The organism is Roseobacter sp. SK209-2-6, from assembly GCF_000169455.1.
In the GTDB taxonomy this organism is placed as follows: Bacteria; Pseudomonadota; Alphaproteobacteria; order Rhodobacterales; family Rhodobacteraceae; genus Pseudophaeobacter.
Genome location: NZ_AAYC01000017.1, coordinates 71,518 through 83,752, shown reverse-complemented (window position 1 = coordinate 83,752; position 12,235 = coordinate 71,518). Strand labels below are relative to the sequence as shown.

16 protein-coding genes are annotated in these 12,235 nt (G+C 58.1%); 4 read left to right on the top strand and 12 right to left on the bottom strand.

Annotated elements, in window-relative coordinates:
- Nucleotides 1-20: 20 nt before the first annotated feature.
- Complete coding sequence (locus RSK20926_RS20180; protein WP_037256035.1) at nucleotides 21-668, bottom strand: class I SAM-dependent DNA methyltransferase; 648 nt, start codon at nucleotides 666-668, stop codon at nucleotides 21-23.
- Between the two features lie 74 nt (nucleotides 669-742).
- Between RSK20926_RS20180 and RSK20926_RS20175 the strand changes: the two genes are divergently transcribed.
- Nucleotides 743-1,615 carry an SDR family oxidoreductase gene (locus RSK20926_RS20175; protein WP_008209596.1) on the top strand — a complete coding sequence of 291 codons (873 nt, stop codon included), beginning with the start codon at nucleotides 743-745 and terminating at the stop codon, nucleotides 1,613-1,615.
- Nucleotides 1,616-1,657: 42 nt separating this feature from the next.
- On the opposite strand, the gene RSK20926_RS20170 is transcribed toward RSK20926_RS20175, so the two are convergent.
- The 8 genes from RSK20926_RS20170 to RSK20926_RS20135 form a co-directional block, all read right to left on the bottom strand.
- Complete coding sequence (locus RSK20926_RS20170; RefSeq protein WP_008209595.1) at nucleotides 1,658-2,011, bottom strand: hypothetical protein; 354 nt, start codon at nucleotides 2,009-2,011, stop codon at nucleotides 1,658-1,660.
- Between the two features lies 1 nt (nucleotide 2,012).
- Nucleotides 2,013-3,941, bottom strand: coding sequence for a 1-deoxy-D-xylulose-5-phosphate synthase (gene dxs / locus RSK20926_RS20165; protein ID WP_008209594.1), 1,929 nt, complete (start codon nucleotides 3,939-3,941; stop codon nucleotides 2,013-2,015).
- Between the two features lie 42 nt (nucleotides 3,942-3,983).
- Complete coding sequence (locus RSK20926_RS20160; protein ID WP_008209592.1) at nucleotides 3,984-4,865, bottom strand: polyprenyl synthetase family protein; 882 nt, start codon at nucleotides 4,863-4,865, stop codon at nucleotides 3,984-3,986.
- Between the two features lie 5 nt (nucleotides 4,866-4,870).
- Complete coding sequence (locus RSK20926_RS20155) at nucleotides 4,871-5,122, bottom strand: exodeoxyribonuclease VII small subunit (RefSeq protein ID WP_008209591.1); 252 nt, start codon at nucleotides 5,120-5,122, stop codon at nucleotides 4,871-4,873.
- Entirely contained in the window at nucleotides 5,119-6,045 is a 927-nt protein-coding gene (locus RSK20926_RS20150) for a histone deacetylase family protein (RefSeq protein ID WP_037256029.1), read from the bottom strand. The genes RSK20926_RS20155 and RSK20926_RS20150 overlap by 4 nt, the downstream gene beginning before the upstream one ends.
- 113 nt (nucleotides 6,046-6,158) lie before the next feature.
- Nucleotides 6,159-6,647: a hypothetical protein gene (locus RSK20926_RS20145; protein WP_157133191.1), complete on the bottom strand. Its 489-nt coding sequence runs from the start codon at nucleotides 6,645-6,647 to the stop codon at nucleotides 6,159-6,161.
- A gap of 210 nt (nucleotides 6,648-6,857) precedes the next feature.
- Nucleotides 6,858-7,559 (bottom strand): response regulator, encoded by a 702-nt coding sequence (locus RSK20926_RS20140; RefSeq protein ID WP_008209582.1) that lies wholly within the window; start codon nucleotides 7,557-7,559, stop codon nucleotides 6,858-6,860.
- Complete coding sequence (locus RSK20926_RS20135; RefSeq protein WP_008209580.1) at nucleotides 7,556-8,068, bottom strand: MarR family winged helix-turn-helix transcriptional regulator; 513 nt, start codon at nucleotides 8,066-8,068, stop codon at nucleotides 7,556-7,558. Before RSK20926_RS20135 ends, RSK20926_RS20140 begins: the two co-directional genes overlap by 4 nt.
- Before the next feature lie 161 nt (nucleotides 8,069-8,229).
- Between RSK20926_RS20135 and RSK20926_RS20130 the strand changes: the two genes are divergently transcribed.
- Nucleotides 8,230-9,096, top strand: coding sequence for a branched-chain amino acid aminotransferase (locus RSK20926_RS20130; protein ID WP_008209577.1), 867 nt, complete (start codon nucleotides 8,230-8,232; stop codon nucleotides 9,094-9,096).
- A gap of 131 nt (nucleotides 9,097-9,227) precedes the next feature.
- Here the strand turns inward: RSK20926_RS20130 and RSK20926_RS20125 are convergent, their stop codons facing one another.
- Complete coding sequence (locus RSK20926_RS20125; RefSeq protein ID WP_008209576.1) at nucleotides 9,228-9,656, bottom strand: organic hydroperoxide resistance protein; 429 nt, start codon at nucleotides 9,654-9,656, stop codon at nucleotides 9,228-9,230.
- Nucleotides 9,657-9,766: 110 nt separating this feature from the next.
- Here RSK20926_RS20125 and RSK20926_RS20120 point away from each other — a divergent pair, with 110 nt between their 5' ends.
- Nucleotides 9,767-10,204, top strand: coding sequence for a MarR family winged helix-turn-helix transcriptional regulator (locus tag RSK20926_RS20120; RefSeq protein ID WP_008209575.1), 438 nt, complete (start codon nucleotides 9,767-9,769; stop codon nucleotides 10,202-10,204).
- Nucleotides 10,205-10,241: 37 nt separating this feature from the next.
- Here RSK20926_RS20120 and RSK20926_RS20115 read toward each other — a convergent pair whose 3' ends face one another.
- The gene (locus RSK20926_RS20115) at nucleotides 10,242-10,580 is read right to left on the bottom strand and encodes a cupredoxin domain-containing protein (protein WP_008209574.1); all 339 of its coding nucleotides are present in this window, start codon (nucleotides 10,578-10,580) and stop codon (nucleotides 10,242-10,244) included.
- On the bottom strand, nucleotides 10,571-11,233 hold the full coding sequence (locus RSK20926_RS20110; protein WP_232281937.1) for a DUF4142 domain-containing protein: 663 nt from the start codon (nucleotides 11,231-11,233) through the stop codon (nucleotides 10,571-10,573). The genes RSK20926_RS20115 and RSK20926_RS20110 overlap by 10 nt, the downstream gene beginning before the upstream one ends.
- Between RSK20926_RS20110 and RSK20926_RS20105 the strand changes: the two genes are divergently transcribed.
- Complete coding sequence (locus RSK20926_RS20105) at nucleotides 11,232-12,188, top strand: AraC family transcriptional regulator (RefSeq protein WP_037256024.1); 957 nt, start codon at nucleotides 11,232-11,234, stop codon at nucleotides 12,186-12,188. The genes RSK20926_RS20110 and RSK20926_RS20105 overlap by 2 nt on opposite strands.
- Nucleotides 12,189-12,235: the final 47 nt, after the last annotated feature.

Here is a 12,235-nt window from a genome sequence, read left to right as displayed (position 1 = left end):
GGAGGCTCACAAGGAAAAGATCAGGCCTTTTTAAACAATGCGATATAGGCAGTATCGTCTTTGTACTCATCGGTACTGCCCCGCGAGGTTCCCTGGCCATAGATTTGTACTTCTGGCAGGGTTAGGTCTTTGATCCATTGTCCACGTAGCAACCGGTCAAAGGCGGCTCCGAACTCTGCCTTGCGGTAGAATTTGGCATTGATCGACAGAGCAAACTGCGCACCTGCGGCGGTTACCCTCAGGAGGGCGGGAAGTGCCTCTGGACCGATATGACCATGGGTAAAGGTGCCAGAGGACACGAGGCCTCGATAGTAACCGCGTGGCATCGGGATACCTGCCAGAAGATCAGCTTCGATGACATCTCGATAGACATCCTTGCGCAGGGCTTCGGCCAGCATATCGGGACTGATGTCGGCAGCGTCCAGTGGGCCGATACCGAATTTGGCCAAGGCCTCACCACATAGGCCGGTTCCGGCACCCGCATCCAGAACTGGGCCGCGCCCGCCCGCTGAGATAAACCCCTGTGCAGTCAGCTGAGGCAAAAGGTACTCTGCATCAGCGGCAAAATCCTGATCATAGCTCTTGGCCCAACCGGCGTAAAACCGTTTGGAGTCCGCAGGCGTTGTCAGGCCATAGGCACCGTCTAGATTGGGTTTGCGCGTTTCCATAAGGGCCATCAAAGATTGCTCAGCGAATGAAATCAAGTCTTGCGCCCGTGAAAGACTGCTCGCATTTATGCATCATGCAAAATACTCTTCTTTGTCTTGGCTTTGGTTACACCGCGCGTGCGCTTGTGCGTCAATTGCCCCTAGACCAATGGCGAATCATTGGAACCACACGGGATGCGGTCGAGGTGGACGGGGCAGAGATGCTGCTCTGGCCGGGTAGCTCGCTACCGCTTGAGCAGGTTACCCATCTCCTTGTGTCGATATCCCCAGACGCTCAGGGTGATCCTGTTCTGGCGCAGCTGCGCGAAGAGATTGCTGCCCGGACCAATCAACTGAAATGGGTGGGATATCTCTCCACAACGGCGGTCTATGGCCACCGCGACGGCGCCTGGGTGGATGAGGCCTCACCCCTGGCGCCAACCAGCGAACGGGGGCGCTGGCGGGTCCGGGCAGAAGAGCAGTGGCAAGAGGTTCCGGACCTCCCGTTGCATATCTTTCGCTTGGCCGGGATCTACGGGCCCGGTCGCGGCCCTTTTGCCAAGCTGATGGCCGGGAAGGCGCGGCGCATTATCAAACCTGGTCAGGTGTTTTCCCGCATTCACGTGGATGACATTGCGCAGGTACTGTTGGCTTCAATCCAGCGACCCAATCCAGGCTCGATTTACAACCTTTGCGATGATGATCCGGCCCCTCCGCAAGATGTGCTGGGTTATGCGGCAGAGCTGTTGCAACTGCCAATGCCTGCCGAAGTCCCCTATGATGAGGCAGGTATGTCGCCAATGGCGCGAAGCTTTTATAGTGAAAACAAGCGCGTGCGAAATAACCGCATCAAGTCGGAGCTGGGGGTGGAGCTACTCTATCCAACCTATCGCGAAGGGCTGCAGGCAGTGCTGAAAGCCGAGGATATGGAGGCATTTGTCCCACCTGCCGAACCACCTGGGGTGTGACGCCCAGGTGTGCTTGCAGCGCAACGCCCTATCTGGGTTCCGTTAACCTGCTTGAATTAGTTCGGCGTATTCGTCCTGGACATCATCATCAATCTCCACGTCGCGAAAACCGCCGTACAGTCTGTCATTCTGATCTTTGCGCGGGCCGGAAATCCAGAAGTGATCCCCGGTATCCACATCAAAGTAATTTGCCTTGAAGCCTGAACCCTTGAGACTCTGGAAAACTTTGCTTTGGTAGTAGAGCGACTTGCCCGATCTTGAGAAGTAGACCCGGCCAATTCTTGCGGGTCCATTCAGACCTTCGGACTTGTCTTCAATGTACATTATCCGGGAGCGGTCAGGTTTGAATGCATCGGGAAGAGTGGTCGCGTGATCGCGGTTTTCTTCCCGACCCATCTTACGCACGCTTTTCACCCAGCGTCGCCACACCCAGAACTTCCAGTACCTTGGCTTCGATCTGCGGGGCGTTCATGGCGGCGGCTTCATACATGTCCTTGGGGCTGGCCTGGTCAATGAAGCTGTCGGGTAGCACCATGGAGCGGAACTTAAAGCCCCGGTCAAAGATGCCTTCGTCCGACAGGAGCTGCGCCACATGGGAGCCAAAGCCGCCCACGGCGCCCTCTTCGATGGTAATGAGCGCTTCGTGATTGGCCGCAAGGTCGAGGATCATTTCCCGGTCAAGCGGCTTGGCAAAGCGGGCATCCACGATGGTCGGTGTGATCCCTTTTGCAGAGAGTGCTTCGGCGGCCTTGCGGGTTTCACCCAGACGGGTGCCAAAGGACAGGAGTGCCACGCGCGCACCTTCCTGGATCATGCGGCTCTTGCCGATCTCCAGGATCTGCGGCTCCTCTGGCATCTCGACGCCTTCGCCTTCACCACGCGGATAGCGGAAAGCAATGGGGCCGTCGTCATAGGCAGCGGCGGTGGCAACCATATGGACTAACTCCGCCTCATCGGCGGCGGCCATGACCACCATGCTGGGCAGATTGGCCAAAAAGCCAATATCAAAGCTTCCCGCATGGGTGGCGCCATCCGCGCCAACCAGACCAGCGCGGTCGATGGCAAAACGCACCGGCAGCCCCTGCAGGGCCACGTCATGCACTACCTGGTCATAGCCACGCTGCAAAAAGGTGGAATACATCGCACAGAAGGGCTTCATACCGCCTGCCGCCAGGGCGCCTGCGAAGGTCACCCCATGCTGCTCGGCAATGCCGACATCAAAAGTGCGGGACGGATAGCGCTCTGCCATCAGCGCCAGGCCGGTGCCATCGGGCATGGCGGCGGTGACGGCGCAGATCTTGTCATCCTTGGCGGCGAGTTTCACCAGCTCATTGCCAAAGACCGAGGTATAAGAGGGCGCGTTCGAGGGCGCTTTATGCTGCTTGCCCGTGAGGACATCGAATTTGGCCGTCGCGTGGCCCTTGTCGCGGGCCGTTTCAGCGGGGCCATAGCCCTTGCCTTTTTTGGTCAGGACGTGAATGAGCACAGGGCCGGTTGCGCGCGCCTTTAGCGTACGCAGCACTGGCAAGAGCTGGTCCATGTCATGGCCATCGATGGGGCCAAGGTAGGAGAAACCAAGGCTCTCAAACAGGGTGCCACCCACGGCCATGCCTTTGAGCATATCCTTGGCGCGCTTGGCGCCCTCCCGGAAGGGTTCCGGCAGCAAAGAGGCCGCACCCTTGGCCACAGCCTTCAGCTCTTGGAATGGTTCCTCCGCATAAAGCCGCGACAGGTAGGAGGAGAGTGCCCCCACGGGTGGAGCGATGGACATCTCATTGTCGTTCAGCACCACAAAGAGGCGTTTGTTCAGGTGGCCCGCGTTGTTCATCGCCTCAAAGGCCATGCCTGCCGACATGGATCCATCGCCAATCACGGCGATGGCATCGCCATTGCCCTCTGGGATGACGCCGCCCAGGTCGCGTGCAACGGAAAAGCCTAGGGCTGCGCTGATCGAGGTGGAACTATGGGCAGCCCCAAAAGGGTCATAGGGCGATTCAGAGCGTTTGGTGAAACCGGAAAGCCCCTCTTTCATCCGCAGGGTGCGGATGCGATCGCGCCGCTCGGTCAGGATCTTATGGGGATAGCACTGGTGCGAGACGTCCCAGATCAGTTTATCCCGGGGAGTGTCAAAGACCGCGTGCAGTGCCACAGTCAGTTCGACCACGCCCAGGCCCGCACCCAAGTGACCACCGGTGACGGAAACAGCAGAGATGGTCTCCTGCCGCAATTCATGCGCGAGCTGCACCAATTGCGCATCACTCAGCCCTTTCATATCCGCGGGGCGGGCGATCTGATCCAGAAGCGGAGTATTGGGCCGGTCGGACATGGTCTCTCCTTGGGCTGCGCCAAAAAAGGGGCGTTGCGCCGGTTAACTGTCGCGCGAAATAACGAAGCGGGCGGCTTCCTTCAAGCATTCACCCTGCTCTCCATAGGGGGCAAGGGCGGCGCAGGCTTCTTCACACAGGGTTCGGGCGCGTGTCTTGGCTGTATCCAATCCCAAAAGGGATACAAAGGTGGCCTTGCCGGCATTTGCGTCTTTGCGCACCGCTTTGCCCACCTTTTGCACGTCCCCCTCAACATCCAAGATGTCGTCAGCAATCTGAAAGGCAAGGCCAAGGGCCGTTGCGTATTGCCGCAGGGGGGTACTATCGGCACCAGCCAGCACGGCACCCGCACTTGCGGACCATTCGATCAGGCAACCGGTTTTGCGCGCCTGCAGGAGTGAAATCTGTTCCAGCGTCAGTGGGGTTTCCGCGGTTTCGGCTGCGATATCCAACATTTGTCCGGATACCATCCCGTCCTTACCTGCGGATTTCGCCAGATCCCGGATGAGCGACAGGGCATTGGGGCCCATATCCGGATTGGACAAAAGCTCAAAGGCAAAGCACTGCAGGCTGTCACCTGCCAGTACCGCCATGGCCTCATCCCATTTGCGGTGCAGGGTCGGTTGGCCACGGCGCAGATCGTCATCATCCATGCACGGGAGATCGTCATGGGCCAGCGAATAGGCGTGCAGACACTCGATGGCCAGAGCGGCATCCAGAGCCACTTTTTGTGATACGCCGTGCAGGCGCGCGCTTTCCAGGACGAGAAACCCGCGCAGCATCTTGCCACCCTTCAGGGCGTAGCGCATGGCCTGGTGCAGGTTGTCTTCACCTGCCAGACGATTTTCGAGGTGGGCCGAGATCATGCTCTGGCTCGCCTTCAATGCACTCGCAAAACCCTGCATCTGCGGTATCTCTGCATTCATTGGGGTTAGCCTGCGTCCAAAGGCTGCGTTCCCACGGCCGCACCGCCTGCATCCAGCGTGATCGCCGCGACCTTTTCCTCGGCGCGCTTCAGCTCATCCTCGCAGCGTTTCTTCAGTGCCGCGCCGCGCTCATAAAGCGCGATGGAGGCATCCAGCGCCACATCGCCGCGCTCCAGCTGGTCCACCACGGATTCCAGCTCCCGCATGGCCTGCTCAAAGCTCATCTCTTCAACGGAGGGGACGGTGGGTTCACTCATGACGCTGCCTTTATCAATTCTTCCACATGGGCGCGGGTTGCCGCTGCCAGCGCGTTCAGATCATATCCGCCCTCCAAAGTCGAGACGATACGGCCCTGGCACAGCTCTTGTGCCAGCTTGCAAAGTTCCGCAGTGATCCAGGCGAAATCACCGGTGCTCCAGTTGAGGCTGGCCAGCGGGTCGTCCTGATGGGCGTCAAAGCCGGCGGAGATGATGATCAGCTCCGGCTTGAAGGCGCGCAGGCGTGGGAAGGCCTGGCCCTCATAGGCGGCCTGCATCTCAGCACGGCCAGATCCGGGTGCCAGGGGAATGTTCAGTATATTGTCATGCGCGCCGTCTTCTTCTGGGCGGCCAGTGCCGGGCCAAAGCGGCATCTGCTGGCTGGTCACCACCAGGGCGCGGGGCTCAGCCCATAGGAGATCCTGGGTGCCATTGCCGTGGTGGACGTCGAAATCCACAACTGCCACACGGGACAGCCCGTGGTGGTCCAGCGCATGTTTTGCTGCCAGGGCCGCGTTGCCAAAAAGGCAGAACCCCATGGCGGTTTCGGTTTCGGCATGGTGGCCGGGTGGCCGGATCGCGGCAAAGGCATTGCCCGCGTCACCGGCCATCACCAGATCAACCGCTTTCAAAACGGCGCCGGCAGCGCGGAAGGCCGCATCGATAGAGCCCGGAGACATGTAGGTATCGCCATCAATCTGGGCAAAGCCCTCCTGCGGGCGGGCCTTGCGCAGCCCGCTCAAATAGCCTGCCGGGTGGATGCGCAGGATATCATCCTCTGCGGCCAGCGGTGCCGTGTAGCGCGCCAGATCCAGGGGTTCCAGCGCGTGCAGGATATGCTCCAGCCGCGCCACCTGTTCGGGGTGGCCTTCGGGGGTAACATGCTGCAGGCAGTCGGCATGGGTGATCAAAGCGGTGGTCATGAGCGAAATGTCCAAAATGGCGGGCCAAAAAGAAAAGCGGATGCGCCGGATTTTAGGGCGCATCCGCTTGAAATCACAAGTTGCAAAGCTGCAAAACAGCCCTGCGAGCTGTGTCAGCCCATTTCTTCCTGGCAGGCGATGGTCGCCTCGAGCCCGACATAGGACCCTTCCAGATCGATGGCCATGACCTCGCCGTGCTCATTATAGAGCGTCATGGTGTATTTCTTGGCCAGGTCGAACAGGAAGTCCGGGTTGTCAAAGGCGATATCCGCACCCGGCACGCCGTTCAGATAAATGCCCTTGGCTTCGCCATCATAATCCTGGCCGTCGAGTGCAAAGACGATGGGGTAGTTTTCACCCTCTTCGATGCCGCCCCAGGCCTCGTTGAAGGCCGCAACATAGCCGTTGCCCTGATTGCGGTCGAAACCGATGCGCACAACAGAACCGTCTTGATACGCGGCCTGGATCAGGCAGCCGTAGCCCAGGGAAGGGTCGACCATCACGTCCCAACCGCCGGCTTCGCCCCAGTATTCCAACTCTTGAGCGGCAGCGCCGAGCGGCAGCATGCAGGCCACAAACAAAGCGGCTTTTGAGATTTTCATTTCCATCCCTCCGGGTTACGCGCATCTGCTGAGTCTCTTCAGCTGATGCTTTTTTGTTTTAACGCATGGACTTGTGGCGAGTTTCCGACGCCTATGAAATAGCCCAAACGGTTCGGACAAAAACAATATAGCGCAAAGTCCAAGAGGGGGAGCTTTTTACACTTTGCGAGTTGAATTTAGGCACGAAAAGGAGAAATTCCACCTGCTCGCTCAATCTGGAGCCAGCATATAGCCCGCCCCGCGCACCGTTTGCAGATATTGCGGCTGTTTCGGGTTGGGTTCGATTTTTCGACGTAGACGGGTGATTTGCACATCCACCGCGCGCTCCTGCGCTTGGCCTCTGTCTCTACCGAGATCCTCCACCAGCTTTGTCCTAGAGACCGGTTCACCGGGACAGGCAGAGAAGATTTTCATCAATTGGCTTTCGGTGCCGGTTAGACGTACCAGATCATCGCCCTGCCACATCTCGCCCCGCTCGATATCATAGCGGATCTGGCCCAGATGCAAAACCTTTGGCGCGCTATCCTGCGCGGTGGTATCCGGAACCCGGCGCAGGATTGCATTGACTCTGAGCAGCAGCTCTTTGGGTTCAAAAGGCTTGGGCAGATAGTCATCCGCACCGGCCTCCAGCCCGGCAATACGATCGTCAGTATCGCCTTTGGCGGTAAGCAGCAAAATCGGAGTCGCCATGGTTTCACGCAAGGAGCGGGTGAGGGAGATCCCGTCTTCTCCTGGCATCATTACGTCCATGATGATCAGGTCAAAATCGAGCCCGCCAAGAACCCGGCGGGCATGGGCGGCATCCCGCGCAGCAGAGACCAAAAAACCTGAACGGATCAGAAATTTTTTCAGTAGACCACGGATGCGCTCGTCATCGTCAATGATCAGCAAATGGGAATCAAAGGTGCTCATTGTCCGTTTTCTCGCAGATTGTTATAGGCCCGGCGCATATCCGCATCCATCATAGCCTCCAGCACCTTTTTAAACCCTTGCACCGCTTCCGGCCCGGCATCCTTATAGGCGGCGCGCATGCGGGCCCTTTGGGTGTTGGAGAGTTTGGCCTCCAGAGCTTTGCCTTCGGTGGTCAGAAAGAGATGCCGTTCACGCTTGTCCGAAATGCCAACCCGGCTTTCAACCAATCCATCGCTGATCAGGGTGCGCAAGACCCGGTTCAGGGATTGTTTGGTTACCCCAAGGATGGAGAGGAGGTTGTTGACCGTGGTGCCAGGGGCGCGATTGATAAAATGGATCGCCCGGTGATGCGCGCGCCCATAAGAGATTTCCGCCAGTATCCGGTCCGGATCAGAGGTGAAGCCGCTATAGGCAAAGAACATTGCCTCGATCCCCTGACGTAGCTGTTCATCTGTAAGAAAGAGCAGGCTCTCGCCGCCAAATCCCTGCCCTGAGCGTCCTTCCGCCATGGCGCCCTCCTGTTGTTTTTGCTTGCCTGTAGTTTATGTCAGCGTTGTTGACATTCCAAGAGTGAAGATGTATCGAATCGCAGCTTTGGCGCAATAATATGTCCGTATCGGACTTTTCTTGCGCAATTATTGAAATTCAACCTGCTTGAGGAGGCTGCGGGATGGCTGGATATGATGACCGCGACGGCGTGATCTGGATGGATGGAGAGCTGGTGGATTGGCGGGATGCCAAGGTGCATATCTTGACCCATGCCATGCACTACGCCTCTTCCGTGTTCGAAGGTGAGCGCGCCTATAGCGGCAAGATCTTCAAAAGCCGGGAGCATTCCGAGCGTCTGGTCGCCTCTGCCGAGGCGCTGGACATGCCGATGCCCTATTCGGTTGATGAGATCGAGGCCGCCAAGGAAGCGGCGTTGAAGGCCTCTGGCCTGGAGGATGCTTATATCCGTGCCCTGGTCTGGCGTGGTTCGGGTGAGGATATGGGCGTGGCCTCTGCTAAGAACCCGGTGCGCATGGCAGTCGCCGTCTGGGGCTGGGGTGCCTACTATGGTGATGCCAAGATGAAAGGCGCCAAGCTCGACATCGCGGAATACAAGCGCCCAAGCCCTGAGACCATCCCGGTCCATGCCAAAGCAGCGGGCCTCTACATGATCTGCACCATCTCCAAGCATAAAGCCGAAGCCAAAGGCTGCTCGGACGCCTTGTTCATGGACTGGCGCGGCTATGTCGCCGAGGCTACTGGCGCCAATGTCTTCTTTGTCAAGGACGGCGAGGTCCATACCCCGCTGGCGGATTGCTTCCTCAATGGCATCACCCGCCAGACTGTGATTCAGATGCTGAAAGACAAGGGCATCACCGTGCATGAGCGCCGGATCAAGCCGGAAGAGATGGAAGGCTTCGAGCAGTGCTGGCTGACCGGGACCGCTGCCGAGGTCACTCCGGTTGGCGAGATCGGCCCCTATACCTTCGAAGTCGGCGCCCTGACGCGTGAGATCGCTGAAGACTACGAGAAGCTTGTCCGCAGCTGACGCCTAAGGCTCGAACTGACATATGAAGCGTGGCCCCAAACCGGGGCCGTGCTTTTTTCATTTGGCGTCAAATACCTCGGAGCGCGAGGCAGAGCCTCGCACCCCTTGAGAAATCTATTTCAGAGATCGCTTCAAACGACCTCAGTTGTGACTTCGACATTGCCGCGCAGGGCGTTGGAGTAGGGGCAGATCTTGTGGCCAGCTTCTGCCAGCCGCTCTGCTTCTGTGCGCTCCACCCCTGGCATCTTCACAGAGAGGGTGACCGTCAAGCCAAAGCCGCCTTCGGCGCGCGGCCCAATGCCGACGCTGGCGTCAACGGAGATATCTGCCGGAACTTTGGCAAGGCTGTCGTCTTGGCCAGCGGCAAATTGCATCGCACCGATGTAGCAGGCGGCATATCCAACCGCAAAAAGCTGCTCTGGATTGCTGCCTTTGCCATCGCCACCAAGGGCAGGGGGTGTTGCCAGGGTCAAATCAAGCCCGGACTCTTCAACGGTTCCACGGCCATTGCGGCCTCCGGTTGCTGTGCCCTTAGCTGTATAGACAGGTGAAATTGCCATGATGAATGTCTCCGATTGCGAGGATTTATATCGTGCACGATATAAATAGGTGGCGCTTTTGATTTTGGCAAGGGCTTGTGATTAAATCGTGCGCGATTTATTTGTAGCCCATGCTTGACCGTGCCCTGACCCTTGATGAATTGCTCTGCTTTGCGCTCTATTCCGCCAATAACGCGATGGGGCGCCTTTATCGTCCGCTCCTGGCGAAACATGGGCTGACCTATCCGCAATATCTGGTGTTGGTGGCGCTGTGGCAGCAGGACGGCCGCAAGGTGGGCGACCTGGGCCTGGCCCTGACCCTGGAGACCAACACGCTGACGCCTCTGTTGAAACGAATGGAGGTTGCAGGGCTTCTGCAGCGCCACCGCAACCCGGAAGATGAACGTAGCGTGATCGTCAGTCTGACAGCGAAGGGAAAGGCCCTGGAAGAGACAGCAGCCGAGATCTCGCGTTGTATCGTTGCCTCTGCGGGCGATGACCTGGTGGAACTGATTGCTCTGAAAGAACGCATTCAAGTACTTGCAAAACGACTTCACCAGGCCGAATAAATCCGGCCTGGAGTTTCGTTAGAAAGATCGGGAACCTCTAGTCCTCTACAATAATCGTGGCGGTCATATGAGGATGAAAGGCGCAGAAATAGGGGAATGTACCCGGCTGATCAAAAGCCAGACTGGCGCTTTCTCCCTTTGCCAATTCTCCACTGCCCCAGCTCCCGTCTTCCGCAGTGGCAGTATGCGGGGCGAAATCCGCGTTTACCCATTCCACTCGATCACCTGCCTTGATGATCAGAACCTCAGCGGAGTAAGTAAAACGACGGATCTCAACCCGTCTGACAGGCTGATCTGAAGCGCGCGAGGCGATCGGGACTAGCCCCAAGGGCAGTAAGAGGCTGAACCGCAGACAGTTGCGGCGCGTTATCCGCATTGCAACCCGTCAACCATGACCTCCGCATGGCCCTCATGCACCTTGAAGGTTGCCAATGCCTCCTGCAGCAGCTCCTTGAGGGGGGCGACCGTGACGGCTGGAATGAAATTTTCTTCCACCGTCTTATTCACGATCTGATGGTATCCCAGCTCATTCTGCGCATAGGCACAATCAAATGCCTTGCCAGAGAGCGCCATCAGTTCGGCCCGCTTGGCCGCGGCCCCTCGGATGAGAGCTTGGCTGAGTTTGTTGTCCTGAGGTGTGACGTGCAATTCTGTGATCAGCCCACCGGCGGCCGCATTTAGCGCACTATGGTCGCTCAGCATGGTTTGCGCAAAACTCCGGACCTCGGTGTTTTCTGAAACCGCCAGGGCAAGATGCGCATAGCGAATGTCGATTTGCCCGGCAGTATAGGCCGAATGTGCAATCTCTAGATCATTCATCGCCTCTTCAGCCTGCGCCGTTGGCCCCATTAAACCAGCAATCAGGATGCTGGTGATAAGTGCATGTTTCATCGGTTCCTCCATGGAATTTGGTTCGCTCCACGAGAATGGGGAAATCGGCTCGTTGGAGAATGCGCGCATGATCAAGAAACCTTGCAGATCGTCCAGCTCCATGGACGCAAGTGCGGCTTTGCGCAATCTTACTCCCATGCTTGATCTTCTTAGTGATATCCTGACCCGCCTCTCCCTGCAGGGAACACTCTATTTTCGTACCTCCTTCACACCGCCCTGGGGGGTGCATGTGCCGAGTTATCAGAATGTGGCCCGGTTTCATTTCGCGCACCGGGGGGAGTGTTTGGTACACTTGCCGCAAAGCGGCGACACGATCCGGTTGGCTCAAGGAGACCTGGTGCTGATCCCTCATGGGGCAGAGCATATGCTGTTCTGTTCGACCACGGGCAAGGAAGCGGTTCTTTCGCTGGACCGGGTGATCGAGGCCTCTGGCTATACCGGTGAGGGGGTTCTTGTTTATGGCGGTGATGAGGATGACCGCGATACGCAGCTCATCTGTGGGCATATCTCCTATGGGGTTCAGGGCCGCGCGGGGGGCGGGCATATGCTCTTGGATCGCTTGCCGCCCTATCTTCATATTCAAGACTATGGAGAGGCGCGCGGGGCTTGGCTGGAAGCGACATTGCGGGTGATTGGCGCCGAAGCCGGTAAGGACAGGCTGGGTGGCGATTTGATCGCTCTCAAAATGTCAGAGGCGCTCTTTGCCCAGGCGATACGGGTCCATCTTGAGAGCCTCAGCCCAGATGATTCATCTCTCGCGGGGTTTGCTGATCCACAGTTGTCTCGCGCGCTCAGCGCCTTTCACAAGGCGCCCGCGCAGAGTTGGACGGTGGAACAGCTGGCGCGAATCGCTGGCATGTCTCGAACCGGGTTTGCGCAGAGTTTCAGCGCCAAGATGGGGTTGACCCCGATGCAGTATCTGACCACCTGGCGGATGCAGATCGCCTGCCAAGGCCTAGTGGAGCAGGGGCTGAATGTTGCCGATGCGGCAGAGATGGCGGGCTATGCCTCGGAGGCGGCTTTCAGCAGGGTCTTTCGCAAGCAGATAGGTGTTTCACCTGCTGCATATCGAATGCAACGAGAGGAAGCTTAGTGCCGTTCAGGTGAAACCTTGAACGATCTGCAATAGTTTAGAGACTA

Coding starts and splice junctions, on each gene's coding strand:
- RSK20926_RS20110 (WP_232281937.1), bottom strand. CDS start 11,233: ATGGGAGTAAGATTGCGCAAAGCCGCACTTGCGTCCATGGAGCTGGAC.
- RSK20926_RS20135 (WP_008209580.1), bottom strand. CDS start 8,068: ATGGCGGAAGGACGCTCAGGGCAGGGATTTGGCGGCGAGAGCCTGCTC.
- RSK20926_RS20155 (WP_008209591.1), bottom strand. CDS start 5,122: ATGAGTGAACCCACCGTCCCCTCCGTTGAAGAGATGAGCTTTGAGCAG.
- RSK20926_RS20130 (WP_008209577.1), top strand. CDS start 8,230: ATGGCTGGATATGATGACCGCGACGGCGTGATCTGGATGGATGGAGAG.
- RSK20926_RS20160 (WP_008209592.1), bottom strand. CDS start 4,865: ATGAATGCAGAGATACCGCAGATGCAGGGTTTTGCGAGTGCATTGAAG.
- RSK20926_RS20145 (WP_157133191.1), bottom strand. CDS start 6,647: ATGAAAATCTCAAAAGCCGCTTTGTTTGTGGCCTGCATGCTGCCGCTC.
- dxs (WP_008209594.1), bottom strand. CDS start 3,941: ATGTCCGACCGGCCCAATACTCCGCTTCTGGATCAGATCGCCCGCCCC.
- RSK20926_RS20175 (WP_008209596.1), top strand. CDS start 743: ATGCAAAATACTCTTCTTTGTCTTGGCTTTGGTTACACCGCGCGTGCG.
- RSK20926_RS20180 (WP_037256035.1), bottom strand. CDS start 668: ATGGAAACGCGCAAACCCAATCTAGACGGTGCCTATGGCCTGACAACG.
- RSK20926_RS20170 (WP_008209595.1), bottom strand. CDS start 2,011: ATGGGTCGGGAAGAAAACCGCGATCACGCGACCACTCTTCCCGATGCA.
- RSK20926_RS20140 (WP_008209582.1), bottom strand. CDS start 7,559: ATGAGCACCTTTGATTCCCATTTGCTGATCATTGACGATGACGAGCGC.
- RSK20926_RS20125 (WP_008209576.1), bottom strand. CDS start 9,656: ATGGCAATTTCACCTGTCTATACAGCTAAGGGCACAGCAACCGGAGGC.
- RSK20926_RS20120 (WP_008209575.1), top strand. CDS start 9,767: ATGCTTGACCGTGCCCTGACCCTTGATGAATTGCTCTGCTTTGCGCTC.
- RSK20926_RS20115 (WP_008209574.1), bottom strand. CDS start 10,580: ATGCGGATAACGCGCCGCAACTGTCTGCGGTTCAGCCTCTTACTGCCC.
- RSK20926_RS20150 (WP_037256029.1), bottom strand. CDS start 6,045: ATGACCACCGCTTTGATCACCCATGCCGACTGCCTGCAGCATGTTACC.
- RSK20926_RS20105 (WP_037256024.1), top strand. CDS start 11,232: ATGCTTGATCTTCTTAGTGATATCCTGACCCGCCTCTCCCTGCAGGGA.